The 25,931-nt window shown below is 41.0% G+C and carries 24 protein-coding genes and 2 pseudogenes; 16 read left to right on the forward strand and 10 right to left on the reverse strand.

What is annotated here, in order from left to right:
* Positions 1-241: 241 nt before the first annotated feature.
* The 9 genes and pseudogenes from QUD85_RS15295 to QUD85_RS12590 form a co-directional block, all read left to right on the forward strand.
* Positions 242-397: pseudogene (locus QUD85_RS15295) on the forward strand (DapH/DapD/GlmU-related protein); the annotation flags it as partial.
* Positions 398-405: 8 nt separating this feature from the next.
* Positions 406-1,503 (forward strand): glycosyltransferase family 4 protein, encoded by a 1,098-nt coding sequence (locus QUD85_RS12555; RefSeq protein WP_093326652.1) that lies wholly within the window; start codon positions 406-408, stop codon positions 1,501-1,503.
* 68 nt (positions 1,504-1,571) lie between these two features.
* Positions 1,572-2,723, forward strand: a complete 1,152-nt coding sequence (locus tag QUD85_RS12560; RefSeq protein ID WP_177168811.1) for a glycosyltransferase family 4 protein — start codon at positions 1,572-1,574, stop codon at positions 2,721-2,723.
* A complete protein-coding gene (locus QUD85_RS12565) occupies positions 2,720-3,322 on the forward strand; it encodes a sugar transferase (RefSeq protein WP_093326649.1) in 603 nt (200 codons plus the stop codon). The genes QUD85_RS12560 and QUD85_RS12565 overlap by 4 nt, the downstream gene beginning before the upstream one ends.
* Positions 3,312-3,962 carry an acetyltransferase gene (locus QUD85_RS12570; protein ID WP_093326648.1) on the forward strand — a complete coding sequence of 217 codons (651 nt, stop codon included), beginning with the start codon at positions 3,312-3,314 and terminating at the stop codon, positions 3,960-3,962. The genes QUD85_RS12565 and QUD85_RS12570 overlap by 11 nt, the downstream gene beginning before the upstream one ends.
* Before the next feature lie 3 nt (positions 3,963-3,965).
* Positions 3,966-5,159 carry a DegT/DnrJ/EryC1/StrS family aminotransferase gene (locus QUD85_RS12575; RefSeq protein ID WP_093326646.1) on the forward strand — a complete coding sequence of 398 codons (1,194 nt, stop codon included), beginning with the start codon at positions 3,966-3,968 and terminating at the stop codon, positions 5,157-5,159.
* A gap of 206 nt (positions 5,160-5,365) precedes the next feature.
* Positions 5,366-7,258, forward strand: coding sequence for a polysaccharide biosynthesis protein (locus QUD85_RS12580; protein ID WP_093326645.1), 1,893 nt, complete (start codon positions 5,366-5,368; stop codon positions 7,256-7,258).
* Positions 7,259-7,410: 152 nt separating this feature from the next.
* Positions 7,411-8,187: a hypothetical protein gene (locus tag QUD85_RS12585; RefSeq protein WP_093326644.1), complete on the forward strand. Its 777-nt coding sequence runs from the start codon at positions 7,411-7,413 to the stop codon at positions 8,185-8,187.
* A gap of 350 nt (positions 8,188-8,537) precedes the next feature.
* A pseudogene (locus QUD85_RS12590) lies at positions 8,538-9,050 on the forward strand (redoxin family protein); the annotation flags it as partial.
* 98 nt (positions 9,051-9,148) lie between these two features.
* On the opposite strand, the gene hemH reads toward QUD85_RS12590, so the two are convergent.
* The 6 genes from hemH to QUD85_RS12620 are packed head-to-tail and all read right to left on the reverse strand — an operon-like array spanning position 9,149 to position 15,017.
* Complete coding sequence (hemH, locus tag QUD85_RS12595; RefSeq protein WP_093326641.1) at positions 9,149-10,171, reverse strand: ferrochelatase; 1,023 nt, start codon at positions 10,169-10,171, stop codon at positions 9,149-9,151.
* A gap of 9 nt (positions 10,172-10,180) precedes the next feature.
* Complete coding sequence (locus tag QUD85_RS12600) at positions 10,181-10,744, reverse strand: glutathione peroxidase (RefSeq protein ID WP_093326639.1); 564 nt, start codon at positions 10,742-10,744, stop codon at positions 10,181-10,183.
* Between the two features lie 24 nt (positions 10,745-10,768).
* A complete protein-coding gene (ccmI, locus tag QUD85_RS12605) occupies positions 10,769-12,031 on the reverse strand; it encodes a c-type cytochrome biogenesis protein CcmI (protein WP_093326638.1) in 1,263 nt (420 codons plus the stop codon).
* A gap of 6 nt (positions 12,032-12,037) precedes the next feature.
* Entirely contained in the window at positions 12,038-12,496 is a 459-nt protein-coding gene (locus QUD85_RS12610) for a cytochrome c-type biogenesis protein (RefSeq protein WP_093326636.1), read from the reverse strand.
* 2 nt (positions 12,497-12,498) lie between these two features.
* Positions 12,499-13,038 carry a DsbE family thiol:disulfide interchange protein gene (locus QUD85_RS12615; protein ID WP_218139567.1) on the reverse strand — a complete coding sequence of 180 codons (540 nt, stop codon included), beginning with the start codon at positions 13,036-13,038 and terminating at the stop codon, positions 12,499-12,501.
* Between the two features lie 5 nt (positions 13,039-13,043).
* Entirely contained in the window at positions 13,044-15,017 is a 1,974-nt protein-coding gene (locus QUD85_RS12620; protein WP_093326633.1) for a heme lyase CcmF/NrfE family subunit, read from the reverse strand.
* Between the two features lie 312 nt (positions 15,018-15,329).
* On the opposite strand from QUD85_RS12620, the gene ccmA reads away from it, so the two are divergent.
* The 6 genes from ccmA (at position 15,330) to QUD85_RS12650 (ending at position 19,638) form a co-directional block, all read left to right on the forward strand.
* On the forward strand, positions 15,330-15,971 hold the full coding sequence (gene ccmA, locus QUD85_RS12625; RefSeq protein ID WP_093326632.1) for a cytochrome c biogenesis heme-transporting ATPase CcmA: 642 nt from the start codon (positions 15,330-15,332) through the stop codon (positions 15,969-15,971).
* A gap of 2 nt (positions 15,972-15,973) precedes the next feature.
* On the forward strand, positions 15,974-16,675 hold the full coding sequence (ccmB, locus tag QUD85_RS12630) for a heme exporter protein CcmB (RefSeq protein WP_093326630.1): 702 nt from the start codon (positions 15,974-15,976) through the stop codon (positions 16,673-16,675).
* 2 nt (positions 16,676-16,677) lie between these two features.
* The gene (locus QUD85_RS12635) at positions 16,678-17,418 is read left to right on the forward strand and encodes a heme ABC transporter permease (protein ID WP_093326629.1); all 741 of its coding nucleotides are present in this window, start codon (positions 16,678-16,680) and stop codon (positions 17,416-17,418) included.
* Between the two features lie 2 nt (positions 17,419-17,420).
* Positions 17,421-17,624 carry a heme exporter protein CcmD gene (gene ccmD, locus QUD85_RS12640; RefSeq protein WP_093326627.1) on the forward strand — a complete coding sequence of 68 codons (204 nt, stop codon included), beginning with the start codon at positions 17,421-17,423 and terminating at the stop codon, positions 17,622-17,624.
* A 13-nt stretch (positions 17,625-17,637) separates the two neighbouring features.
* Entirely contained in the window at positions 17,638-18,123 is a 486-nt protein-coding gene (gene ccmE, locus QUD85_RS12645; RefSeq protein ID WP_093326626.1) for a cytochrome c maturation protein CcmE, read from the forward strand.
* 138 nt (positions 18,124-18,261) lie between these two features.
* Entirely contained in the window at positions 18,262-19,638 is a 1,377-nt protein-coding gene (locus tag QUD85_RS12650) for a DUF3943 domain-containing protein (RefSeq protein ID WP_093326625.1), read from the forward strand.
* Positions 19,639-19,793: 155 nt separating this feature from the next.
* On the opposite strand, the gene lysS is transcribed toward QUD85_RS12650, so the two are convergent.
* The 4 genes from lysS to QUD85_RS12670 form a co-directional block, all read right to left on the reverse strand.
* Positions 19,794-21,338 (reverse strand): lysine--tRNA ligase, encoded by a 1,545-nt coding sequence (gene lysS / locus QUD85_RS12655; protein ID WP_093326623.1) that lies wholly within the window; start codon positions 21,336-21,338, stop codon positions 19,794-19,796.
* 27 nt (positions 21,339-21,365) lie between these two features.
* A protein-coding gene (gene prfB / locus QUD85_RS12660) for a peptide chain release factor 2 (RefSeq protein WP_177168810.1) occupies positions 21,366-22,464 on the reverse strand; the annotation gives its coding sequence in 2 pieces (ribosomal slippage) (positions 21,366-22,388 and positions 22,390-22,464; 1,098 coding nt in all).
* Between the two features lie 113 nt (positions 22,465-22,577).
* Positions 22,578-24,311: a single-stranded-DNA-specific exonuclease RecJ gene (recJ, locus tag QUD85_RS12665; protein WP_093326622.1), complete on the reverse strand. Its 1,734-nt coding sequence runs from the start codon at positions 24,309-24,311 to the stop codon at positions 22,578-22,580.
* Between the two features lie 65 nt (positions 24,312-24,376).
* Positions 24,377-25,201, reverse strand: coding sequence for a thioredoxin fold domain-containing protein (locus QUD85_RS12670; RefSeq protein WP_245732026.1), 825 nt, complete (start codon positions 25,199-25,201; stop codon positions 24,377-24,379).
* A gap of 202 nt (positions 25,202-25,403) precedes the next feature.
* On the opposite strand from QUD85_RS12670, the gene fldB reads away from it, so the two are divergent.
* Positions 25,404-25,928, forward strand: coding sequence for a flavodoxin FldB (gene fldB / locus QUD85_RS12675; RefSeq protein ID WP_093326620.1), 525 nt, complete (start codon positions 25,404-25,406; stop codon positions 25,926-25,928).
* The last annotated feature ends 3 nt before the right edge of the window (positions 25,929-25,931 follow it).

The raw sequence follows: 25,931 nt of genomic DNA on the forward strand, positions 1-25,931 counted from the left end.
TAAAGAGTTAAATACAATCAACATCTCCAGGAATGTAAGATTTTTTGGTTATAAAAACATTAAGATCAATCCAAACGTTTTTATAGGTGAATCATGCAGAATAGTGGCTTACGAAGCGCAAGTTGTTATTGGAAATAATACTTTGATCGCTGCAGAGACCATTATAATTACGCGAAATCATAATTATAGTGATCTTAATACACCAATTATTAAACAAGGGTACAATAATAGAGCCATCTCTATAGGAAGCAATGTTTGGATTGGATATCGATGCACTATTTTGCCTGGCGTAAACATAGGTGATGGAGCTATTATTGCAGCGAACTCTGTCGTAACTAAGGACGTCCCCCCCAACAATATCTATGGGGGTGTGCCTGCAAAAAAGATATCTGAAAGAGTGTAGCTATGAATATCTTGCACTTTTGTAGTTATTTTGTTGGTTCCAAAGTTTATTCAAAATTGTTTGTTGAATTAAAAAAACAAAAAATACACCAAAGAATAATCGTGCCTATTCGTTGCTCAAACTTATATTATCAAAATAATGAAAATCTTGAAGAAAATATTCTATATATAAAATGTTTAAACACATTAACTAGAGCCTTGTATTCTTTTAAGTTACTTTCATATTTCATATTCGTTTTTCCTAAAATTAAGAAGACTAGCAATGCTGTAATACATGCCCATACTCTTTATTCAGATGGAATCCCCGCATATTTATATTCACTGTTTTTCAAATCTAAAGAGTTAATTATTACTGTAAGAAATACTGATGTAAATTTAGGTTTTAAATTTTATCCTCAGTATAAATGGCTCGCTAAAAGAGCTTTAAGAAAATCTAAGAAAGTAGTTTTCATTTCTCACCAACATCTACTTAAATTTCAGAGTTATTTTGGACGAGAGTTTGATAAGAAGCTTGAAGTAGTTCCTAATGGAATAGATGAAAGTTTTCTTAGAAAAACAGTTAGATTACCTAATAAATCAACCGAAGGAAAATCAATACTTTTCGTTGGACGGATAGACAAAAATAAGAATGTAGAGAGTCTTGTAAAGGCGCTATACGTACTTCAAGAATGGCAACTTAAAGTTGTAGGAGGTACTTACGCTGATTATCACGCTGTGCATGGAACTATAAGTGTCGAACTACGTAAAAGGGTAGACTTTTTAGGGAAAGTCCAATGTAAATCAGAATTACGTAGACTGTATCAATCTGCCGATGTCTTTGCTATGGCGTCATTCAGCGAAACTTTTGGTTTAAGCTATGTAGAATCGTTAAGCCAAGGAACACCTATAGTCTATACCCAAGGAGAAGGGATAGATGGATACTTTGAAGAAGGACAATGTGGCTATTCATGTGACCCGTATTCAGTTGTAAGTATTATAAATGCTATTACACAATGCAAAGCGAAATTTCCAAAAGGTATTGATATGAGAAGCCATTCTTTTATTAAAAATTTCAATTGGGAATATATCGCGAAAAATTATCTAAGCTCTATTTATAAATAATGAAAATCACCTATCTACACCAGTACTTTTGCACGCCTAACTCTAACGGTGGAATTCGATCATATGAAATGGCTACTCGATTAGCAGCAAAAGGAGAAGATGTAACATTAGTCACATCTTCGGCTTTCATTGAGAATGAGTTTGACCTCCAAAAAGGCTGGAATGAGTTATCAGTTTCCGGAGTAAAAGTTTGGGCTTATAAGCAAGCATATTCAAATGAGATGTCCTTCACTCAGAGGCTAAAAGCCTTTATCTTATTTGCATACCACTCATACAAAAAGTCAGCTGAGACTAAAGCAGATATAGTTTTTGCAACAAGCACCCCTCTTACTATTGCATTACCAGCTGTGTTAGCGTCTAAGAAACGTAAGATACCTCTAGTATTTGAAGTAAGAGATCTATGGCCTGAAGCCCCCATAGCTATTGGTGCTTTAAAACATCCTATTTTAATATGGCTAGCTAAAAAGCTAGAAGCATGGGCTTACAAACACTCTACGCAAATAATCGCTTTGTCTCCAGGGATGAGTGAAGGTGTAAAGGCAGTAGACTCTCGAGCCAAAGTAACAACGATTCCAAATGCCGCTGATATAAAGCTATTTGAATCATTCACGGACACCCTCCCTAACTTTATAACTGAAGAACCTTCTCTCGAAAGGCGAAAGATTCTGACTTATACAGGAACATTTGGAGAAGTTAACAATTTAACATACCTTATTAATCTTGCTGAACAACTAAAGGCAATAGATTCAAATGTAGCTATTGTTTTAATTGGTAAAGGAAAAGAAAGAGGTTATTTAGAAAAGCTTGCACTAGATAAACAGGTATTAAATGAATATTTTTATATTTTTAATCCCGTACAGAAAAGAGAACTTGCTGATGTTTTAAAGCATTCAGATATGATGATCTCGACAGTAAAACCAATACCTGAACTTTGGAAAAATTCAGCTAACAAATTTTTTGATGCTTTAGCAGCTGGGAAGCCAATTGCTATAAACCATGGAGGCTGGCAAGCAGACTTAATACAAAATGAGAAATTAGGCATAGTCCTTTCTAGTAATAAGCCAGAAGATGCAGCACATTTATTGCACGATAGTATGAATGATAAAGATTTGCTGAAAGCCCTTGGAAATAATGCAAAAAGATTAGCTGTTGATAAGTTTTCCAGAGATATTCTTTTTGAAAAATTCCATCAAGCTTTAAAGAAGGCAGCAGAAAAATGATTAAAAGATTGTTTGATATTGTGGTTTCTCTGATTGCATTAATTATATTTTCCCCAATTATTTTGTTAGTTGCGTATAAGATAGCTAAAAACTTGGGCAAGCCAGTGTTATTTAAACAAAAACGTCCTGGTTTGCATGGCAAAGTGTTCGAAATGATAAAATTTCGCAGCATGAAAGATGCAAAGGACGAAAATGGCAATCCGTTACCAGATCAACAGCGCTTAACGCCATTTGGTATGAAACTTAGATCATCTAGCTTGGATGAATTACCAGGCCTTTGGAATGTATTAAAAGGCGACATGAGCCTTGTTGGCCCTCGCCCTTTACTGGTTGAATATTTGCCCTTATACAATGAAGAACAAGCTAAACGTCATAATGTTCGCCCTGGTATTACCGGTTGGGCGCAGATAAATGGTAGAAATGCCATTAGTTGGGAAGATAAATTTAAACTTGATGTGTGGTATGTTGAGAATCAAAGTTTTTGGTTAGATATTAAAATACTGTTTTTAACCGTTAAAAAAGTATTTATTAAAGACGGGATTTCCGCTGAAGGAGAAGCAACTATGACTAGATTTACGGGAACCAAAAATGACAACTAAATGTATTGGTATATATGGCGCGAGCGGATTCGGTAAAGAAGTTTTGCCACTTGTTAGGCAGCTTATTCATAAAGATAAAAGTAAAATAGAAATTGTTTTTATTGATGATAACGAAAGCGTACAAAAGCTTTCTGGGTTAGCTGTTCTTCCTTACCAAGTATTCAAAGAAAAATATGAAGAAAAAAGCGTAGTTATCGCAATTGCTAATAGTCAGGTTAGAGAAAAAATAGCAGCTAAACTAGAGGGCGATGGAATATCACAGTTAGCTGTTTGTGCCGATAACAATATAATTATGGATGATGTTGAAATAGATCAGGGCTCGTTACTTTGCCCCTTTGTAACATTAACGTCCAATATCAAAATAGGTAAATCATTCCATGCAAATATATATAGCTACGTAGCACATGACTGTGTTATTGGTGATTATGTGACGTTTGCACCTAGAGTCATGTGTAATGGCAACATCCATATAGAAGATCATGCCTATATCGGAACGGGAGCAATAATCAAACAAGGTACCCCTGATAAACCTTTAGTAATTGGTTCAGGTGCTATTGTGGGAATGGGAGCGGTAGTAACTAAAGATGTACCACCCAATACTGTAGTTGTCGGAAACCCAGCTAAACCTCTTAAGAAATAAATTATGTTGAATACTAAATTCTCTCCTTGGCCGTCATTTTCTCAGCAAGAGGCTGACAAAGTATCTGAAGTCTTATTGTCGAACAAAGTAAACTATTGGACAGGGCAAGAAGGTCGTGAATTTGAAAAAGAATTTGCTGCTTTTACTGATTGCGGATATGCCGTAGCGGTATCTAATGGAACGCTTGCGCTAGATTTAGCGCTTGTTGCGTTAGGTATTGGCGCACGTAATGGAGGCAGTGAACAAGATGAAGTTGTTGTTACTTCTCGCACATTTTTAGCTTCCGCTTCTTCCATTGTTACCGCTGGCGCAAAACCTGTTTTTGCTGATGTAGATGCGAATTCACAGAATATTACGGCCGATACCGTTAATGCCGTAATAACAGGCAAAACTAAAGGTATTGTTGCTGTTCATTTAGCTGGTATGCCATGCGAAATGGATGAGCTAATGTCGCTTGCTAAAGAACATAACTTAGCGGTTATTGAAGATTGCGCTCAAGCACACGGCGCAAAATATAAAGGGCGTTCTGTTGGTTCAATTGGCGATATTGGCTGTTGGTCGTTTTGTCAGGACAAAATTATGACCACAGGTGGCGAAGGTGGCATGGTAACCACTAACGACAAAGCGTTGTGGGATAAAATGTGGTCGTATAAAGATCATGGTAAATCGTTTGATGCTGTATATAAGACACAACATCCACCGGGGTTTAGGTGGTTACACGAATCGTTCGGCACCAATTGGCGACTAACAGAAATGCAGTCTGCTATTGGCCGTATACAACTAACAAAAATGCCGCAGTGGTTTGCCAAGCGCGAATTATATGCAGGCATGATAGAAGCTACATGTAGCGAATTTTCCTGTATTCGGGTGCCAGAAGTGCCAGAGCACATGGAACATGCCAACTATAAATACTATGTGTTTGTAGAGCCGGAGCAATTAGCCGAAGGTTGGACTCGCGACCGTATAGTAGATGAAATTAATCAGCTAGGCGTACCTTGTATGCAAGGTAGCTGTTCAGAAGTATATTTGGAAAAAGCATTTGATAACACAGGCTTTAGGCCTGAAGAGTCTTTACCCGTAGCAAAAGAACTTGGCGAAACCAGCTTGATGTTTTTAGTACACCCAACCTTAACCGAAGGTGAATTAGAAACTACGTGCCATGCGATTCGCGAAGTACTAACGCTAGCACAAAAATAAAAAACTAGAGCTTAGAAGCTAAGGGCTAAAAACAGGCAGGAACAAATCTCCACGTCCCTTGTTCCCTTTCACTGCTGTTAAGCGTCCACGCTTTCGCAGTATGAGTAAATCCATATACGTCAGCGAAGCGTACATGCACCATACACCTATAGCAAAGCGCAGAATCCGCGCTTCACGAAAAATAACCAACATGGAAAAGCAGTTTAATGGATAAAATATTTAAATTACCCCGCTATACCAAACGTATTATAAGCGTGCTTATTGATACGGTATTTATTGTGTTTGCTTTTTGGGCTGCGATGGTACTGCGTTTAGAGTCTTTAGACTATTTTACCAATGTTCACTACTGGGCAATGTTAGCGATTGTCGTTGTTGTGAGTATTCTGATTAACATTGTGTTGCGATTGTATCGCTCGGTTATGCGCTATTTAGGCAGCAAAGCGTTTGCAGTAGTAATAACGAGTGTATTGTTTTCTTCGTTCTCAGTGTGGCTGGTATGTTTTAACTTAGATTTGTTCTTGCCTCGATCCGTGCCAATCATTTACTGCGCCATTTTACTCGTGCTGATTGGCGGTAGTCGTCTATCTGTTCGCACATTAGCAACTAGCATAAACCGTAAAACAAGAGGTAGTGTCATTATTTATGGTGCTGGAGACTCCGGTACTCAACTAATGAACGCACTGAACACAAGCCGCGAATATCGCCCTGTTGCGTTTGTAGACGACAACCCTGCTCTGCGAAAGCTTTCTATAAATAATATTCGCGTATATGAAGTGGAGGCATTAGAAAAGCTAATCAAAAAACACAAGGTAAAACGTGTACTGTTAGCTATTCCATCGGCAAGTAAATCGCGTCGCGCAGAAATACTTAATACATTAGAAGCATACGCAGTAGAAGTATTAGCTATTCCTAGTTTTAGTAATTTGGTTAGCGGTAAATCCAAAATTGACGACTTGGTGGAAGTCTCCATCGAAGATTTATTAGGGCGTGATCCCGTGCCACCAAACACAGCATTGATGCATGCAAATATTAAAGACAAGGTAGTGATGGTCACTGGCGCAGGCGGTTCGATTGGTAGTGAACTTTGCAGGCAGATAATCCAACAGCAGCCGTCGTCTTTATTGCTGTTTGAGTTAAATGAGTACGCACTTTACGCGATCAACAAAGAACTTGAACAAGTCATTCGTGAACAAGAATTGGCTATTCAGCTAGTACCATTAATTGGTTCTGTTAACAATCGTGAACGCCTTAATGCTGTAATGCGCTCCTTTAAGGTAAATACTATTTACCATGCCGCCGCATTTAAACATGTACCGTTAGTTGAACACAACGTTTGTGAAGGTGTACGTAACAATACCTTCGGCACATTAAAATGTGCACAAGCGGCGATTGCCAATAAGGTTGAAACTTTTGTATTGATATCAACCGATAAAGCCGTACGCCCTACCAATGTTATGGGTACAACCAAGCGAATGGCAGAGCTTTGTTTACAAGCCTTGGCAAACAAAAACGACCATAGTACCCGATTTTGTATGGTGCGCTTTGGCAATGTGCTTGGCTCTTCTGGTTCTGTCGTCCCTTTGTTTAAACAGCAAATTGCTATAGGCGGGCCAATTACGTTAACGCACAAAGACATCACTCGTTACTTTATGACAATTCCAGAGGCTGCACAGCTTGTTATTCAAGCTGGTGCTATGGGTAAAGGCGGCGACGTGTTTGTATTAGACATGGGTGAACCTGTAAAAATTTACGACTTAGCGTATAAGCTTATTCATTTATCTGGCCTTCACTTAAAACATCAAGGCAACCCGCATGGCGATATTGAAATAGTCGAAACTGGCTTGCGCCCTGGTGAAAAGCTTTTTGAAGAACTGCTCATTGGCGACGGCGTTGAACGTACCTCGAATGAACGCATTATGACCGCAAATGAGGTGTTTCTGCCTTGGCCTGAACTCGAAAAGACACTTGCACAACTGAAGCAAGATTGTGATAACTTAGCTTTTGAAGCCATTCGTGAAACATTGATAAATGCGCCAACCGCTTTTACACCTGTAAACGAAATTAGCGATTTTATTTATATAGAAAGTAATCAACAGTAATCAATAACATTAGCGCTACGGTATAGAGTAGTACGCAGTGCTTTAACTTAAAAGAACAAAAAGCAGTTTTGTTGTTAAGCTACTCTATGCCCAAGCCCCCCCACTCAACTAAACGCCACTCATGGCGTTGTTTCCGCCTTTGTGCATTATATATGCTATCTTTGCAAGTCACTGCAAATGAAGACACTGGCATGCTTTGTGACGCCAACAACTGTGGTACAGCAGACGACCCAATTTTGTTTGGTGAACCTGTGCCTAATCCTGAATTACGTGGCTTAGAGTTGTCTAACCTTATTTTCCTAGACGAAGTAAGTACCGGCTTTATCGACATTCAAGCAAGTGTTATTACAACGTTAGCAACAGAAATTTTTATTGAGTCAATTATTTTGGTGGATAGCGACTTATCGGCTTATACCGCCGAAGGGTTGTTGAATATTCAACGATCTATCACTAAAACGTTGTCGCTTATGTTTGGTATAACGTCAGATGCGAACGCCAACCTATTTATGTTGACACTACCAAATTTAAATGATGAAGAAGAGTCAATGAACGCTGTAGGGTATGACGCCACATGGAGCGTTGTCAACGCGGCAACAGGTAACAACATTAATGAAAGCGTACAAAAAGCTGTAGATATTATTATTGACGCAGTTGTCGCGATTTCAAATACACCTCCTTCAGATCCAAACTACGATGAAGTAGCCAGCAATTGGGAGTCAAATCAACAATTTGTCATGAATGCTGCGGTAGAGTTGCTAAACAGCGGTAACTTAAGCTTACCTGAAGAAAGCATGGAATTTACCGATGCCATTATAGATGCAGCTAACAATGGCGTTGATATTGAAGCGATTGCAGCAGCTATTGAAGAAACAACCGCAATAATTGGCAACAACGGTGAAACAGGTGGCACAGGCGGCACAGGCGGCTAACCATTAACGGTTGGTGTCGGAGTGGTGTCAGACACCAACCCGACACCTTAAAATAGAACAAGGCATTTCATTAGCCATGGCTTGCTGAATAGCCCATCATCAAAAAAAAGCGCTACCAACGTAGCGCTTAAACAACAAACAGTATGAAAGCATAGAAATCGGGGAGATTTCAAGCATGGGACTATACTAATCTGCCTCACTTTCCTCGACAAACGAAAGCTATTCAACCAACACGTTAAAAAAAATCATTTGTTTTATGCTTTTTTTATTTTTGAAAGTGATTGCAATTAGCACCTTTTTTTTTTTATTCGTCTATAGTTAATTAAGTCGTTAAATCATAGGAGAAAAAAATGAGATCAAAGGTACCCAACGTCGTTTTTAAAACTCGCGTTAGAAATGATGCGCTAGGTGGTGACAACCCGTTTGAATGGAAAGACCTATCTAGTGACGAACTCTTTGGCGGCAAAAACGTCGTGGTATTTTCATTACCAGGGGCGTTTACACCTACCTGTTCAACTTCCCACTTACCTCGCTTTGAAGAGCTATATGACGACTTTAAAGCGTTAGGCGTAGACGAGATCGTGTGTATATCAGTTAACGATGCATTTGTTATGTATCAATGGGGATTAAGCCAAGGTGCGAAAAATGTCTTCTTATTACCGGATGGTAACGGAGAGTTTTCACGCAAGATGGGGATGCTTGTAGACAAGTCTAATCTAGGCTTTGGTTATCGCAGTTGGCGTTACTCGATGTATGTTGAAAATGGTGACATTCAGAAGTTGTTTATTGAAGATGACTATTCTGATAACTGCCCTACCGATCCGTTCGAGGTCTCTGACGCAGATACTATGCTTAATTACTTGAAAAACAAGTAAACACAGCGGTTTATTGATGTTAAAAAAGGAGCCTTAGGCTCCTTTTTTGGTGTCGGAGTGGTGTCAGACACCACTTGGTAGTGTGATTATTGCGTATTTTTGAGGTATGGTGTTATCAAACTGACGATTGCGTCGATATGATCTTCGCGCGCGTTTAAACAGGGTATATAGTGATACGACTCACCACCCGCCTCTTCAAATATCTCTCGATTTTCTTCTTCAAGCTCTTCGAGCGTTTCAAGGCAATCAGCACTAAATGCAGGACTGACAATCGCAATATGTTTTGTTCCAGCTTTAGCTAAAGACTCCAACGTTTCGTCAGTATAAGGCTTAAGCCACTCCGCATTACCAAAACGAGATTGGAAGGTAAGTATGTATTCATCTTCCTTTAAGCCTAGGCGTTTGGTTACTATTTCTGTTGTTTTGTGGCAAAAATCGAAATAAGGGTCACCAAGGTTATGAAAACGTTTCGGCATACCATGATAAGAAAATACCAGTTTTTCCGGTTTACCATGCTCTGCAAAATGCTCTTCTATCGATTTGCGCAGTGCTCGAATATAAAGCGGATTGTCATGGTAGCTGCTAATAAAACTGATGCTAGGCACCCAACGCCACGTACCTACTTCTTTAGCAATGGCGTCAAAGGTTGAGCCGGTAGTCGGGCTGGCATATTGCGGATATAGCGGCAACACAATAATGTTGTTGATACCCTGCTCTTGCATTGCTTTGAGGCGACTTGGAATTGAAGGATTTCCATAACGCATTGCAATATCTACAACAACATCGTCGCCATAGCTTTTATGTAATTGTGCTGCCACAGCATCTCTTTGTTTCTGGGTGATAGCCAATAACGGTGAACCTTCTTCGGTCCAAATGCTATCGTACAGTTTGGCTGATTTTGCTGGGCGAATACGTAAAATAATACCATGCAAAATGACCATCCAAATTAGTCGAGAAATTTCCACCACTCTTGGATCCGATAAGAATTCTGCTAAATATCTCCTTAGCGCAGGAGCGGTGGGAGCATCAGGTGTACCTAAATTAGTTAGCAGTACACCTGTCTTAGGCGTTTTTTTACTAAAGGCTAAATCGCCTTTAAATCGGGACATTACCTATCCTTATAAAGCCGCTTCGATAGCGTCGACAAACGCTTTATCGTCTGGAGCTACACGTGTATTAAAATGCTGTACTTCGCCGTCTTTATTAACTAAATACTTGTAGAAATTCCACTTCGGAGCGGTTGTTTCAGACGCCAAATGCTGAAAGACTGGATGCGCTTCATCGCCACGTACTTCTACGGTATTTACCATAGTAAAAGTTACACCATAGTCGATAAAACATACCTTCGCGGTTTCTTTCTCGTCATCACGCTCTTGAAAAAACTCACCTGATGGAAAACCAACAACAACTAAGCCCTGATCTTTATATTTTTTATGAAGTGCTTCCAACCCTTCAAATTGCGGCGTGTAACCACAATCAGATGCAGTGTTTATAATCAACGTTGCTTTGCCTGCTGTTAATTCACATAAATCTATTTCATTGGTTGCGTTCAATTTACGTACTTTATGATCTAGAAAAGATGCACATTCTGCGGTTTCGGCTTTAGCAGCGTCATTTGCTTGCGCGGGAGAATAGGTAAACGCTACAAGCGTAACTAGTGAAGAAATTAATAACTTATTCATGAAAACTTCCTATATAAAAATGTTTTACGGCACTACGCTATCGACTACTAATGAGATCACATCCGTGGTGCTCACCGCGACATTTAATTTTTCTGCTTTGTAATCGCCCGATTTAATACCTGCACCGCCGGATTCAGATACGATAGCATAGATATTAACGAATTCTGCACTACTTAATTTGGCTTGCTCCATCATCGCTTTAGAGTCGTCAAGTAAGACAACCGCTGGCAGATCGCTAGCTTGCAATTTGACTGCCGCTAACGGCATACGCCCGCCACCACTTGGAGTTGCGTAAACAAACACCACGCGGTCAGAACCTGCCATCAATTTTTCCAAAATTTCATCGGAAAGCGACACTTCAATTTGCAGTTGTGGTCCGTCTATAACCTCTGGTGTAGGCGCGACTTCTTGACCTGCCATAGCCATACGACTTTTAGCTTCCGCTACAGCGCCTTGCAGGGCTTCTATATTCACAGACTCACGTCCTGAATCAATGACTTTTTGCCAAAAATCAATAGCGCCTTGATAGTTTTGGTGCATAAACTCATGCATACCCAGCAATATATTGGTTGATGGGTCTAGCGGATCCAATGCCAATGCCTTGTCTACAAGCGCTTGTACAGGTGGTGTAATCTCTTGGTTTTCAGCGTAAAACATTGCTTGTGCTTTAGCGCCATACAAATCTGCGTGTTCACCATCGATAGCAATAACCTTATCAAATGCAGCTGCAGCTTCTAAAAACTCGCCAGCGCCAACCAAGGCTTGCCCTAGCATATACCAAGCTTCACCATTTTCAGGTTCTTGCTCAGTTAGCATTTTTAACTGCCTTACTCTAACTAGCGCTTGCTGATCAGCAGTCAGATTTTGATGCCCCTGTTGCTCGCTCATTTGGCCACTGTTGACTTGAGCGGCTAATTCGACCCCCTCATACGCACCTGTTTTTAGGTAGACGGCAAAACTAAACACGATAACGAACAATGAAGTGACAACTGGCCACGTAATCGCGATATTGCCCTCGGCTTCCGGTTGTTTGTTTTCATTCTCTTCAATATCTTGCAACAATCCTCGGTTAAGCTCTTCCATTAAATAGTCAAAATTTTCTTGATCTATCTTACCTTGCTCAAAGTCTTGCTCTATTTCCGCTTTATGTTCTTTATAGAGCGCTACATTAGTTTCATCGCGCACTGAAGGTTGCACTGGACGATTATTCTGTCCTAAAAAAGGCAGCCAAATAATGACCAGTAACAACAACACAAAAACAACAATAAGGAGTAATGATACGACCATAATTATTTATTTCTCTTTCAATAAGTCTTCGAGCTTTTGTTGTTGCTCAGCGGTAAGTGTTTTTGCTTTTTTCTCAGGCTTTTTTCTAAGAATTAGAATAAGCGCTATAAAGCCAACAATAACAAGTACAATAGGACCAAACCATAATACGTAGGTCAGTGGACTAATTTTAGGGCGATACAGAACAAACTCACCATAGCGCTCCACCATAAACTGCACGATTTCTTGGTCAGAGCGGCCTTGTTGCAACATGTCGTATACTTGTTGACGCAGGTCAATTGCTATTTCAGAATTAGAATCCGCCAGATTTTGATTTTGACACTTTGGACAACGTAATTCTTTAACCAAAGACTGATAACGTTTTTTAGTGACTTCGTCTTGAAAAACATATGTATCTGAAGACGCGTTCACTGCAAATGTAGCTGAGACAATAATAAATAAAACTAACGTAATTATCGGCTTCACTCTTACTCTCCTCGCGCTATTTCTTGTTCTATCATTTTAACGACGGGTTCAAATTTTTGAGCCCAGCTATTACTGTCCACGATACCTGCATAACGCATACGGATAAGCCCATGATGGTCGATAATAAACGTTTCCGGTGCTCCATAAACACCTAAATTCAAACCTAAACTACCCATTTCGTCAAACAAGGAAAACACATAAGGGTCACCTAGTTTATCTAGCCACTCACGTGCAATACTGCGTTCATCTTTGTAGTTGACGCCATATAGGGTGAATCTATCACTTTTCGCTAAATCTAATAAATATGGATGTTCTACCCGGCAACCAGGACACCATGTACCCCATACATTTAGCAAAACAATCTCGCCCTTTAAGTCAGCAGCAGTAAATTGCGCATTTTTATCTTTCACACTGGAAAGGTTAAACGCAGGAACGGGTTTACCAATAAGTGCAGAAGGTAACTCTTGTGGGTTTAAGGACAAGCCTCGATACAGCACAATGGCTAAAACCACAAATAGTATTAACGGCAGAAAACGAATCATTTTATTCACGCTAAGCTCTCCTTCGCCGACGGTGTTTTTTCCACTGTTTTTTGTTTTCTGCGGCGATAGCGCTTGTCTAAAATTGCGCATAGTCCACCTAACGCCATAAAGATAGCACCTAACCAAATCCAACGAACAAATGGTTTATAGTGAATGCGAATAGCCCAAGCGCCGTCACCTAGCGGATCGCCCAGGGCTACATAGACATCGCGGAATAAGCCAGGATCGATACCTGCTTCTGTCATGCCCATGGTTTGTACTAAATAGGTACGTCTTTCAGGTTTAAGATGACTAATAAATTTGTCGCCTTTATAGACCATCAGCTGCCCCTGTTCGGCACTATAATTTGGTCCCTGCACCTGCTTTGTGCCTTCAAAAGCAATGGTATAGCCTGAGACGGTATAAGTGTCGCCTTTCGCCATTCTAACGTTCGTTTCCGATTCATAGTTAGATACGATGGTTACACCCACTATAGTAATGGCAATACCTGTATGTGCTAATGTCATACCCAACTGGCTAAGCGAGAACTTAGGACCAGCTTTTCCATTTCTTGCTTTAACCTGATTGATAAAATCACGTGCAACAACTAGAAATACCCACATTGCCAGCGCCATGCCCAAAGCGACTTTCCAATTGAAACCATCACCATAAACGAATGGGAAAGCAATACCAAAGACAATACTAAAGACAGATGCCTTACTAATTTGTTTTCTTAATTCACCAGACTTCGCTTTTTTCCACCGTATCAGCGGCCCTATTCCCATGGCTAAGAACAGCAGTACCATGATAGGTACAAAAACGGCATTAAAGTACGGCGGTCCAACTGAAATTTTCCCTTGGCCCATTGCATCAATTAGCAATGGATACAGTGTACCGATTAGCACCGTAATTGCTGAAACAACCAATAAAATATTACAGATCAGCAACGCCGTTTCACGCGAATATAGAGAGAAGCGACTAAAACTTTGAACATTTGACGCTCTAAAAGCAAATAGCGTGAGAGAACCGCCAACCGCTATGGCAAGCAGCACCAAAATAAACGCGCCTCTACTGGGGTCTGCTGCAAAAGAGTGAACCGATGTCAGCACCCCTGAACGCACGAGGAATGTACCTAATAAACTTAAGCTAAAGGCAAATATGGCAAGCAGCACAGTCCAGTTTCTAAACGTGCCGCGTTTTTCGGTCACCGCCAATGAATGTATAAGCGCTGTACCTACAAGCCAAGGCATAAATGACGCGTTTTCTACCGGATCCCAAAACCACCAGCCACCCCAGCCAAGTTCGTAATATGCCCACCAACTGCCAAGGGCAATGCCTAAGGTTAAAAATGCCCAAGCAGCAACAGTCCAAGGACGAGACCACCTAGCCCATGCGGCATCCATTTTGCCAGAAATTAAGGCCGCCACCGCAAACGCAAAAGCGACTGAAAAGCCGACGTAGCCAAGGTACAGAAGTGGCGGATGAATTATCAGTCCAATATCTTGTAGCAGAGGATTAAGGTCCCTACCTTCTTCCGGCGAAATAGGTAAAAGTCGATCAAACGGGTTCGATGTAAGTATGGTAAACAACATGAAGCCCAACGCAATCATGCCCATTATTGACAGCACAATAGCGATGAACTTAGGTTCTAACTCTTTGCTAAATTTGGCAACCGCCATTGTCCAAGCGGTCAGCGCTAAGACCCAAAGTAACAATGAACCTTCGTGTCCACCCCAAACGGCGGATATTTTAAAATAGATAGGAAGTTGAGTATTGGAGTGACTTGCTATGTAACGTATGGAGAAGTCATCTATCGTAAAACTGTACGTTAGAATAACAAAACTGATGGCAGTAAATGCGAACATACCAAAAGTAAGGGGACGAGCGAAATTATATAATGCTCGATTATTGCTATATACCCCTATCATCGGGATAAAAGACAAACATATCGCGAAAGCCAGCGCGATTATCAGGGCAAAATGGCCCAGTTCTGGTAACATGCAAACTCTCCAAGCTTGAATAAGCAAGCACTCAAGGCGCGAATGGCGCGTTGTAAATGTGCTTCTCTAATTTACGTGGTAGCAGACCAACAAGATTACATTTTTTGTTTTTTGTTGGCATTAGCGAAATTCTAACATTAACTGACTTTAAAACGCATCCAAGATAGCTATGTTTCGATGATTAAATGCATAAAAAGTTAAGCTATTTCAAAAAAACTTAGTTTTATGAGAAAACAACAGGCTTTGCCACTGGCAAGGTGCGCTATAAATCTGTAGTATTTTCCTCACCATAACACCAGAAATCAGCTAACTTTGACAAAAGATTCAACGACTTTGTTATCTGCTCAAAACCTCACTTGCATAAGAGAGGACCGTATATTATTCGAGCACCTTTCTTTTACAATTAACGCTGGTGATATTGTCCAAATTGAAGGTCCTAACGGTGCTGGAAAAACCAGCTTGTTGAGAATTTTGGCGGGCTTGTCTCAGCCATTTGAAGGCGAGGTGTTGTTTACAAATAAAGACATCAACAAGCACCGCGAAGACTATGTCAGCGAACTCACCTATTTAGGTCATCTCGCGGGCGTAAAAGGTGAAATGACGGCCGAAGAAAATTTAGCATTTAACTTAGCATTGCACGGCCATGAAAACATCGATAGTGACCAAGCATTAGCCAAAGTAAACTTAACTGGTTTCGAAGATGCGTTAGCATCACATTTGAGCGCGGGGCAGCACCGTCGAATAGCCTTGGCAAAACTATGGCAAACTAACACACCTGTTTGGATTCTGGATGAACCCTTTACCGCTATAGATAAGCAAGGTGTAGCTACTCTCGAAAAACTATTTGTAGAGCACGCTAAACGAGGTGGTTGCGTGATATTGACGACGCATCAAGATCTGTCTTTATCAGATGATTTGTATAGTAAAATAACGCTTGAATACAGGTACTTTTAATCATGACTGATTCAATAGTTTCTCAAGCACCAAGTTATTCAAAAGCGTTCAAGCTTATCGTTGGCCGCGACCTTACCATAGCTTTTCGCCATAAAGACGACATAGCGAACCCTTTACTGTTTTTTATCATCGTCATTACGCTATTTCCGCTAGGAATTGGTCCAGAGCCCAATATGTTGACACGCATAGCGCCTGGTATCCTTTGGGTATCTGCCTTGCTCGCAACCCTGCTGTCTCTCGATAGAATGTTTAAATCAGATTACGCCGATGGTTCTTTAGAACAAATGATGCTGTCGCCTACCCCTATGTTTGTGCTGGTGCTTGCTAAGGTGACCGCACATTGGCTACTGACGGGACTACCTCTGATTTTGATGGCTCCCCTGTTAGCCACAATGTTGCACCTTGCGCCAGAAAGCTACATTCCGTTGTTAATTACTCTGTTGTTGGGAACGCCGGTACTCAGCATGATAGGGGCTATTGGGGCGGCATTAACTTTGGGCATTAAAAAAGGCGGTGTATTGCTAAGCTTATTGGTAATACCGCTCTACATTCCATTACTTATCTTTGCGACGAGTGCCATCGATACTGCCGCAATGAACTTACCTTATGATTTTCAACTTGCTATAATAGCGGCGTTATTTTTTGGCACACTAACGCTATCACCCTTTGCTGTGAGCGCAGCCTTAAAAGTGAGTACAAACTAATTATGTGGAAATGGTTACACCCCTACGCTAACCCTGAAGTAACTTATCACTTTACCAATAAACTTATCCCGTGGTTTAACCGTATTGCCTTTATATTGTTATTAACCGGTATGGTATGGGCACTACTTTTTGTGCCACCTGATTATCAACAAGGCAATAGCTTTAGAATATTTTATATCCACGTACCGGCTGCTATTTTGTCCATGGCTATCTATTTTTGGATGGCGGTTGCCGCGCTAACGAGTTTGGTTTGGCAAGTTAGACTCGCCGACGCCTCTGCTGCTGCAATGGCTCCTATTGGTGCCATCTTTACCGCAATTGCCTTATTTACAGGTGCAGCTTGGGGCAAACCAACATGGGGTACTTGGTGGGTGTGGGATGCTAGGCTTACGTCAGAGTTAATACTGCTTTTCTTGTATCTAGGTGTCATCGCACTGCATAACGCCTTTGACGACAAAGTATTAGCAGGAAGAGCCGCAAGTATTTTAGCACTTGTTGGCGTTGTAAATTTACCTATCATCCATTACTCGGTTGAATGGTGGAATACCTTGCATCAAGGTTCAACGGTCACCAAACTCGGCGCGCCTAATATGGCGATGGAAATGTATTGGCCGTTTGTAGTATGTTTCTTTGGGTTTGCATTTTTAGCAGGCAGTATTATTTGTACTCGATTTAAAACAGAAATATTGGCCAGAAATAGTATGCGCCCTTGGGTAAAATCATTAGTGAGTGAAGGAGCGTAGCAATGCAATTTGACACGTTTTCACAGTTTATCAATATGGATGGCCACGGCTTTTATGTCTGGTTATCGTATGGGTTTTCTTGGCTACTGATTGCTGTAATAGCGGTAATGAGTAAAAAAAGTTTAACCGATAAAAAACAAGAGATCGCCAAGCGTATTGCAAGGCAAGATCGCTTGAAAGCTGCTCAAAAACAGCAGTCATCATAGTTTGAGGTAGTTTATGCATCCGCGTCGTAAAAAAAGATTAACCGTTGTCACATCAATACTTGTGGGATTTGCAGTGGTACTAGGGTTCGTGCTTTACGCATTAAGTAATACGGTCGACTTATTCTTTACCCCATCCGAAATCGTACAAGGGAAAAAAGAAACAGGTGAAAAACCTGTTATTGGCCAGCGTATACGAGTTGGTGGCCTTGTAGTACCAGGTACCGTAAGCCGTGACCCGAAGAGTCTAAAAGTGAGTTTTCAACTTGTCGATACAGGCCCAATAATTACTGTTAAGTATGATGGAATCCTGCCAGATCTATTCAGAGAAGGGCAAGGCATCGTTGCCAATGGCATACTTGTGGGTGATACCGTGCTAGAAGCTAATGAAGTTTTGGCAAAACATGACGAAAACTATATGCCAAAAGAAATTGCAGATGCAGTTGGTCAATATCACGACAAACCAAGCTACAGTAAAGAGCAGTTAGAAAACAAAAACTAAGCCAACACCATTCTTAAACAAATGAGCGAGAAACATGCATTTAGGCCGTGTTTCTCGCTTTTTTCTACCTTTTTAACCCCTATTGTGCGACACTATCAGGTATAAAAATCTTCTACATCAATTAAATAGGATTGCCCAGTGACGGCGTTTTCAAAAAGTTATAGGTTTAAGAAATCTATTTCTTCTCTTATTTTTTCCAGTGTATTGATTGGCATGCCGTCTTTTGCCAATGCACAGCAAGACCAACAAGAAGAACCTGAGTTGGTTGAAATTGAATACACACCTCGTATCACCAATACCGATTGGCAAAACTTTAAAGTAGATCCTTCGTTTTATGAAGATCCTTTCCAAATGTCTTTGTTCTCGCCGCAAAATGGTGAAGATAGTGAAAGACTATGGTCTCAAACCAAGTCAATCTTTACCTTTGGGTTTGCAGTAATTGGGGTTATCGCCTTGCTACCGGAAGATATATCCAACTGGGAGAAAGGTAACATCCTGGGTAAATGGGATGAAAATGTTAAAAACCCTGTGTGGGACCGAGACGGCTGGGTGATTAATGTCGTTGGCCATGGTTACTTTGGTGGTGTTTATTATCAAGCCGCGCGAAAGTCAGGTTACCGTCAGTGGGATTCATTCCTTTATTCAACGCTTATGTCTACCTTTTATTGGGAATTTGGCATTGAAGCGTTTGCTGAAAAGCCGTCAATTCAAGATTTATGGCTAACGCCAGTGATTGGTTGGGGTCTCGGTGAATGGATGTATCAACAGGAAAGAAGCATTCTCGCCGATAATGGCGAAGTTTGGGGCTCTGAAACGCTTGGTAGCGTTACGCTTGCGGTATTGGATCCAGTTGATGCTATTTCAGTTGGCGTCAATAATCTTTTTGATCACGAAGTCTTTACCGCAGGTACAGGGTATATCTCGGCAAATGAAGTGCCACTGGCAAACGGTGAAACAGAAAATCAATATCAAGTTGGTGTCACCTATCAATTAGGTTCTGGTAAGCGCAAGCATCGCAAGTACAGAAGTACCTACAGTAAAGTATCTGGAGACCCAGTTGATGTAGGTGTTTTAGGGATTAGCTTTGGTTTTGGCCGAGTTCACTTTGACCCCGTATGGCAGATTCCTGATGACAATTGGTACGAATACGCCATGGGCCTATATTTGTCGCCCCGTTACTCGTTAAGACTTCAGTACGCAAGACAAGATATTTTTCAAGCAGGTGTAGACCGCAAGCAGCGCTATGAGAATTATTCAATTAGCAACCAAGTTTATTTCTATCCTGAATATGACTTAAGGCCATTCGTAAGTTTTGGTTTTGGTGAAAGCATATTGGATAAGGACTACGACCGTAAAACGTTCCAGCTTCACTATGGCGCTGGATTACACTACAAGATTGCCACCAAACTTGCGCTCCAGGTTGACGCTAGAAACTACTATTCAACTAATACTGACACGACTGAATCAAGCATAACCACTACCTTGATTTATCGTTTCGGCCAAGGCGAATTTTAATCAATATTTGGGGTCAGAACATGTTCTGACCCCAAATTTTTTCTCTATAAATTTTAGTTAGTTAACTTTTCATTTGCGACGTAATAGCGCTACTTTTCAGAATTATGGTAATAAAAAAGGCTGCAATTGCAGCCTTTTTTAATGAGTGCGAAATGTTACTCGCCGCCTTGAGGTTTCATGTGCGGGAATAAAATAACGTCTTTAATTGTTGGTGAGTCGGTAAATAACATTACTAAGCGGTCAATACCAATACCTTCACCTGCTGTTGGCGGTAGGCCAAACTCTAAAGCACGCACATAATCTTCATCAAAATGCATTGCTTCATCGTCACCAGCATCTTTTTCTTCTACCTGCTTACGGAAACGCTCTGCTTGGTCTTCAGCATCGTTAAGCTCTGAGAAACCATTAGCAAGTTCTCTTCCACCGACAAAAAATTCAAAACGATCGGTAATAAAAGGATTGTCGTCGTTACGACGCGCCAATGGTGATACTTCCCAAGGATACTCTGTAATAAATGTCGGCTGATCAAGTTTATGTTCAGCAACTTCTTCGAAAATCTCACAGATATATTTACCAGGGCCCCAAACTTTAGCAGCTTCGCCTTCTTTAACGCCTACCTGTTTAGCCATAGCTTTAAGCGCGTCAAAATTTTCTTCAGGGTTACGCAGCACGCTCTCATCCAAGTTAGGAGCATGTTTTAAAATAGCGTCAACCATAGACAAACGAGCAAATGGCTGGCCAAAGTCATAGAATTTTTCTTCTGCTACTTCACCTTCACTATTTTTAACTGTATTACGCACCGTCGTTGTACCCAGAACATCTTGTGCTAAGGTGCGCAGCATCTCTTCAGTTAAATCCATCAAGTCGTTGTAATCGGCATATGCCTGATAGAATTCAATCATGGTGAATTCTGGGTTGTGACGGGTAGACAAACCTTCGTTACGGAAGTTACGGTTAATTTCGAATACTCGCTCAAAACCACCAACTACAAGACGCTTCAAGTAAAGCTCTGGTGCAATACGCATAAACATTTCAATGTCTAATGCGTTGTGATACGTCACAAATGGCTTAGCTGTCGCACCCCCTGGGATTGTCTGTAACATCGGCGTTTCGACTTCCATGAAGTCACGCTCTGTTAAAAACTTACGAATTCCGTCAACGATTTTTGAACGCACTTTAAAGGTATTGCGTGTTTCTTCGTTGATAATCAAGTCAACGTAACGTTGGCGATATTTCGTTTCTTGGTCTGATAAACCGTGGAATTTTTCAGGAAGCGGACGCAACGATTTTGTCAGTAACGAATACTCATCCATATTGACATACAAGTCGCCTTTGCCTGATTTATGCAATGTACCTGTTACACCGATAATGTCACCAATATCTAACAAGCCCCAACGCGCTTTAATGTCTTTTTGCACGTTTTTATCAGCATACGCTTGAATACGGCCAGTCATATCTTGTAAAACAAGAAATGGACCACGCTTAGCCATTACACGACCCGCTACACTGTATGTAGCCGTTTCAGCTTCTAACGTTTCCTTATCCTTTTCACCGTGCGCCAACTGAAGATCGTTCGCATAGTCTTTGCGATCGAACGTATTAGGGTGGCCGTTTGCCGAGCAATTTTCACGGATTTTCTCAAGCTTACCGCGACGTTCTGCAATTAGCTTGTTTTCATCTTGTTTTATTTGATCTGTCATTTCAAATCTCTATCTTTGGATAAACTGTTATAAGCCTGACTTTAACGAGGCTTCAATAAATTTGTCTAAGTCACCGTCTAACACGGCTTGGGTATTTCTGTTCTCAACACCCGTTCGCAAGTCTTTAATGCGGCTATCATCAAGCACGTAAGAACGTATCTGACTGCCCCACCCTATGTCTGACTTGCCGTCTTCTAGCAGTTGCTTGTCTTTATTCTGCTTTTGAATTTCTAATTCGTATAACTTCGCTTTTAATAGCTTCATCGCAGTCGCGCGATTTTTATGCTGTGAACGATCATTTTGGCATTGCACAACCGTATTGGTTGGCAAATGCGTAATACGAATAGCTGAATCTGTTTTGTTAACGTGTTGGCCGCCAGCACCCGAGGCTCTGTAGGTGTCAACGCGCAAGTCTGCCGGATTAATATCTATTTCGATATTGTCATCAATTTCTGGGTAAATAAACGCAGATGCAAATGATGTATGACGCTTCGCATTTGAATCAAATGGCGATTTGCGAACCAATCGGTGAACACCGGTTTCTGTGCGTAACCAACCATAAGCGTAGTCGCCGCTGAATTTAATTGTACAACCTTTAATACCAGCGACATCACCAGCGGTTTCTTCAATAAGTTCAGTTTTGAAACCGTGCGCTTCCCCCCAACGTAAATACATACGTTGCAGCATTTCAGCCCAGTCTTGTGCTTCAGTGCCGCCTGAGCCAGATTGAATATCAAGATAACAATCAGCTTGGTCTTGATCGCCAGCGAACATGCGACGAAACTCAAGCGCTTGCAATTGCTCATCTAAAGCATTTGCCTCAGTTGTAGCATCATCAAATGTTTCTTGATCGCTTTCTTCAACAGCCAGTTCAATCAAGCCCTCAACGTCTTCGCAGCCAGCAGTCAAATCGTCTATGGTTTTAACGACCGCTTCTAAAGACGAACGTTCCTTGCCTAATTGTTGCGCCCTTTCAGGCTCATTCCAGACATCGGGCAGCTCTAATTCACGGCAAACTTCTACTAGGCGCTCTGCTTTAGTTTCGTAGTCAAAGATACCCCCTAAGCATTTCAGTACGCTCACGGATTTCTTTTAATTGATTAACTAAAGGATTTGTTTCAAACATAACGCCAAGATCGCTAATTACAGCTAACAAAATACAAGCGCGGTATTTTATCGGAAAACGCGCACTAATGGTAGCCCAAAGTTTGGGCTAATAGCACAATATAACAGCGTTTTTTATAGGTTATCCAACGATAATTGTTCGACCATCAGTTGCACATTTTGTTTACCTCTAAACTCATTAATATCGAGCTTAAAAGCGACATGGACTTGTGTTGCGGTAGCGTTAGGCCAAATGTCTAAATCAACGTTGAAGGCTATCGCATCTAGTGCTACGTCTTCTTTCGCTAGCACCAACTTTAAGTGCTTCTCGCCAACAATTCGTTGCTGAACAATAGTAAAAACATCATCAAATACAGGTTCTTCAAATTTTTGCCCCCACGGTCCAGACTCGCGCAGTAAACTGGCAAACTCTATTGAGTAGGCTTCAACTGGAAGTTCTCCATCTGACAAGACAACACCTTGCAAGTCTTTTTCATCAAGCGCTTCTATGGCAAAAAGGTCGAATAGTTTTTCAAACTGTTCAAAGTCCGTTTCTGCTATCGTAAGGCCGGCGGCCATAGCATGACCACCAAACTTTTTAATCAAGCCAGGATGCTGGCTGCTAATGTTTTCAAGCAAATCTCTGATATGTAGCCCAGGGATAGATCGAGCGGAGCCCTTTATATCCTGACCGTTTTCATCTTGTGCAAAGACAATACAAGGACGGTGTAGTTTTTCCTTTAATCGGCCGGCAACTATGCCAATAACACCTTGATGCCAATCTCTTTGATATAGCGCAATAGCGGTCGCATTATGTTTTGAGGAGTCATTAAGCTGCTGCAGAATCATCTCTGCTTGATGTTGCATAGATTGCTCTATTTCACGACGCGCTTTATTAAGCAGATCCAGTTCTTGCGCCATCTCCTTTGCTTGTTGATCACTTTTAGCCAATAAGCAACGAATACCAAATGTCATATCATCTAATCGCCCGGCGGCATTAATTCTTGGCCCCAAAGCAAAGCCAAAATCGCTGGCAACCAAGTTAAACTGATTTCGCTTCGCTACATTAATTAATGCTTGTATGCCTGGTCGAGTTAGGCCCCTGCGAATACGCTCAATACCTTGGGCAACTAGAATACGATTGTTTTTATCTAACGCTACGACATCGGCCACAGTTCCCAAAGCGACGATATCTAGCAATTGTGCCAAATTTGGCTCGTCAAACCCTTGTTCTGAGAACCAATTTTTTTCTCGTAGTAAAGCGCGTAATGCGAGAGCTAGATAAAATGCAACGCCTACACCAGCAATCGATTTGCTCGCAAAAGAGCAATCCAATTGATTAGGGTTTACTATCGCTGCAGCTTCTGGCAAATGTGCACCAGGTAGATGATGGTCTGTTATCACCACATCAATACCTAACTCGTTTGCCCTTTCAACACCTTGATGGCAACTAATTCCGCTATCAACCGTAACAATTACATTAGCTCCTTGTTTGCTCGCAACCTCTACAATTTCGGGTGACAAACCATAGCCAAATTCAAAACGGTTAGGAACTAAAAAGTCATGATTGAAACTACCGAACAAGCTAAGCGCTTCCATCATAAGCGCGGTACTTGTTGCACCGTCAGCGTCAAAGTCGCCAATTATGATTATTTTATCTTGATTGAGAATGGCTTGATAAAGAATCAAAGCTGCTTGTTGCAAGCCTTTCATTGTGTTTGGCGGTAACAAGCCTTTTAGTGTCAAATCGGCATCAGCGGGATCAGACATTCCCCGACTGGCGTACACTTGTCTGATAATCGGGTGAAGGTCTTGCGGTAAATGAGCGTCATCCACTTTAGCGCGGCGAAAAATAGTTTTTATCGTCATACAAACAAAAATGGCAAGGAAGTCCTTGCCATTCTAACGAGTGTTTATGCTTTACGCACTTATTTTTAGCCTTGCGCGTAATAATCCAAAATACGTTTTAAATCTTCTGGATCGCGTTTTCCTGATAGCATAGTGCCATCTTCTAGTATAATTGCCGGTGTACCTGTTACACCAACTTGTCTACCGAAGTTAAATTCAGCTTCAATCGGTGTTTCACAAATGCGACGCTGAGCTACATGGCCACGCTGTGCTTTTGCACTGGTCAACGCTTTTGCAGGATCTTCATTACACCAAATAGAGCGCAGGTTTTCATAACCTTGGGTGTAGTTGCCACTGCGATCTCTTATGCCTTCTCTAGGATAAGCTAAATAACGTACAGTAATACCTAGGTCATTGTATTGATTCATCATAGTATGCATTTGACGACAAAAGCCGCAAGTAATGTCGGTAAATACAGTTACCACATACTGTTCGTTTTCGGCTTTGTATTCAATCATGTCGTCTTTAAATTTTTCGACACCTGACAAACGCATTTTTGTCATTGCTTGTTCGGTAACATCGATAACGCGATCAGCCATACTGTAAATTTTTCCTTGCATGAAAAACTCACCGTCATAGCTGATGTAAAACAAACCTCTATTGGTTACCACTTCGGCAAAATTAGGTACCGGACTTGGCGATACACTTTCTACCTCAAGATTTAGCATCATCGCAATTTTAGCGCTTAAATATGCTTCGTTGTATGCAGCGTCATTCGGGGCAGCCAATGGTTTTGCAGTATCAGCTTGTACATGTGGCGCACCTTTTTCTTTGTCAGAAACAGTAGCGTAAACACCATATGTGAGCGCGAGTATAAAGCCTAATGAGATCAAGCCTACATTTTTAATCATTACTACTTCCTATATTTTGGGGTCTTCTAAAAACTGACCTATAGTGATTATAGCTTACTAAGACCCTTGAATAGCCGCTAAACTTACAGATAAAAACAACACAATTCAATGATAATGTGCGTTTTAATAACAAATGAATTACCCATTAAGGGTTTGCTTCTGTTAAAATCGCGGCAAAAATTTTAACGAGATCATCAGGATTATGAAAATAGGCCTATTTTACGGCTCTAGCACATGCTATACCGAAATGGCTGCTGAAAAAATTCAAGCCCATTTTGGTAGTGACACGTTAGATATTTTCAATATTAAAGATACGCCGATAGCGCATTGCCACCAATATGACATCATTATTTTCGGTATTTCTACCTGGGATTACGGTGAATTGCAGGAAGATTGGGAGTCTCACTGGGAGCAAGTTGGTGAACTACAATTAGAGGGCAAAATAGTCGCCCTTTATGGTATGGGTGACCAAATCGGCTATACCGACTGGTTTCAAGATGCTTTGGGGTTATTACATGAAGCGTTGCAAGTAACGGGCGCGTATATTATTGGTCAATGGCCAAACCAAGGATATGAATTTGCAAAGTCAAAGGCGCTAACAGAAGACAAATCACACTTTGTTGGCTTGGCTCTTGATGAAGACAATCAATATATGTTGAGCGACGAGCGCATAGCGACGTGGTGTCAACAGTTACAAAATGAACTAGACGATATACTTTCGTCTTAACAA

This window comes from Thalassotalea agarivorans (assembly GCF_030295955.1).
Classification (GTDB): domain Bacteria; phylum Pseudomonadota; class Gammaproteobacteria; order Enterobacterales; family Alteromonadaceae; genus Thalassotalea_D; species Thalassotalea_D agarivorans.

Bases quoted from the DNA above. Each gene is read 5' to 3' on its own strand.
- QUD85_RS12555 (WP_093326652.1), top strand. From the start codon at position 406: ATGAATATCTTGCACTTTTGTAGTTATTTTGTTGGTTCCAAAGTTTAT.
- QUD85_RS12560 (WP_177168811.1), top strand. From the start codon at position 1,572: ATGGCTACTCGATTAGCAGCAAAAGGAGAAGATGTAACATTAGTCACA.
- QUD85_RS12565 (WP_093326649.1), top strand. From the start codon at position 2,720: ATGATTAAAAGATTGTTTGATATTGTGGTTTCTCTGATTGCATTAATT.
- QUD85_RS12570 (WP_093326648.1), top strand. From the start codon at position 3,312: ATGACAACTAAATGTATTGGTATATATGGCGCGAGCGGATTCGGTAAA.
- QUD85_RS12575 (WP_093326646.1), top strand. From the start codon at position 3,966: ATGTTGAATACTAAATTCTCTCCTTGGCCGTCATTTTCTCAGCAAGAG.
- QUD85_RS12580 (WP_093326645.1), top strand. From the start codon at position 5,366: ATGGATAAAATATTTAAATTACCCCGCTATACCAAACGTATTATAAGC.
- QUD85_RS12585 (WP_093326644.1), top strand. From the start codon at position 7,411: ATGCTATCTTTGCAAGTCACTGCAAATGAAGACACTGGCATGCTTTGT.
- hemH (WP_093326641.1), bottom strand. From the start codon at position 10,171: ATGTCCCGATTTAAAGGCGATTTAGCCTTTAGTAAAAAAACGCCTAAG.
- QUD85_RS12600 (WP_093326639.1), bottom strand. From the start codon at position 10,744: ATGAATAAGTTATTAATTTCTTCACTAGTTACGCTTGTAGCGTTTACC.
- ccmI (WP_093326638.1), bottom strand. From the start codon at position 12,031: ATGGTCGTATCATTACTCCTTATTGTTGTTTTTGTGTTGTTGTTACTG.
- QUD85_RS12615 (WP_218139567.1), bottom strand. From the start codon at position 13,038: ATGATTCGTTTTCTGCCGTTAATACTATTTGTGGTTTTAGCCATTGTG.
- QUD85_RS12620 (WP_093326633.1), bottom strand. From the start codon at position 15,017: ATGTTACCAGAACTGGGCCATTTTGCCCTGATAATCGCGCTGGCTTTC.
- ccmB (WP_093326630.1), top strand. From the start codon at position 15,974: ATGACTGATTCAATAGTTTCTCAAGCACCAAGTTATTCAAAAGCGTTC.
- QUD85_RS12635 (WP_093326629.1), top strand. From the start codon at position 16,678: ATGTGGAAATGGTTACACCCCTACGCTAACCCTGAAGTAACTTATCAC.
- ccmD (WP_093326627.1), top strand. From the start codon at position 17,421: ATGCAATTTGACACGTTTTCACAGTTTATCAATATGGATGGCCACGGC.
- ccmE (WP_093326626.1), top strand. From the start codon at position 17,638: ATGCATCCGCGTCGTAAAAAAAGATTAACCGTTGTCACATCAATACTT.
- lysS (WP_093326623.1), bottom strand. From the start codon at position 21,338: ATGACAGATCAAATAAAACAAGATGAAAACAAGCTAATTGCAGAACGT.
- recJ (WP_093326622.1), bottom strand. From the start codon at position 24,311: ATGACGATAAAAACTATTTTTCGCCGCGCTAAAGTGGATGACGCTCAT.
- QUD85_RS12670 (WP_245732026.1), bottom strand. From the start codon at position 25,201: ATGATTAAAAATGTAGGCTTGATCTCATTAGGCTTTATACTCGCGCTC.
- fldB (WP_093326620.1), top strand. From the start codon at position 25,404: ATGAAAATAGGCCTATTTTACGGCTCTAGCACATGCTATACCGAAATG.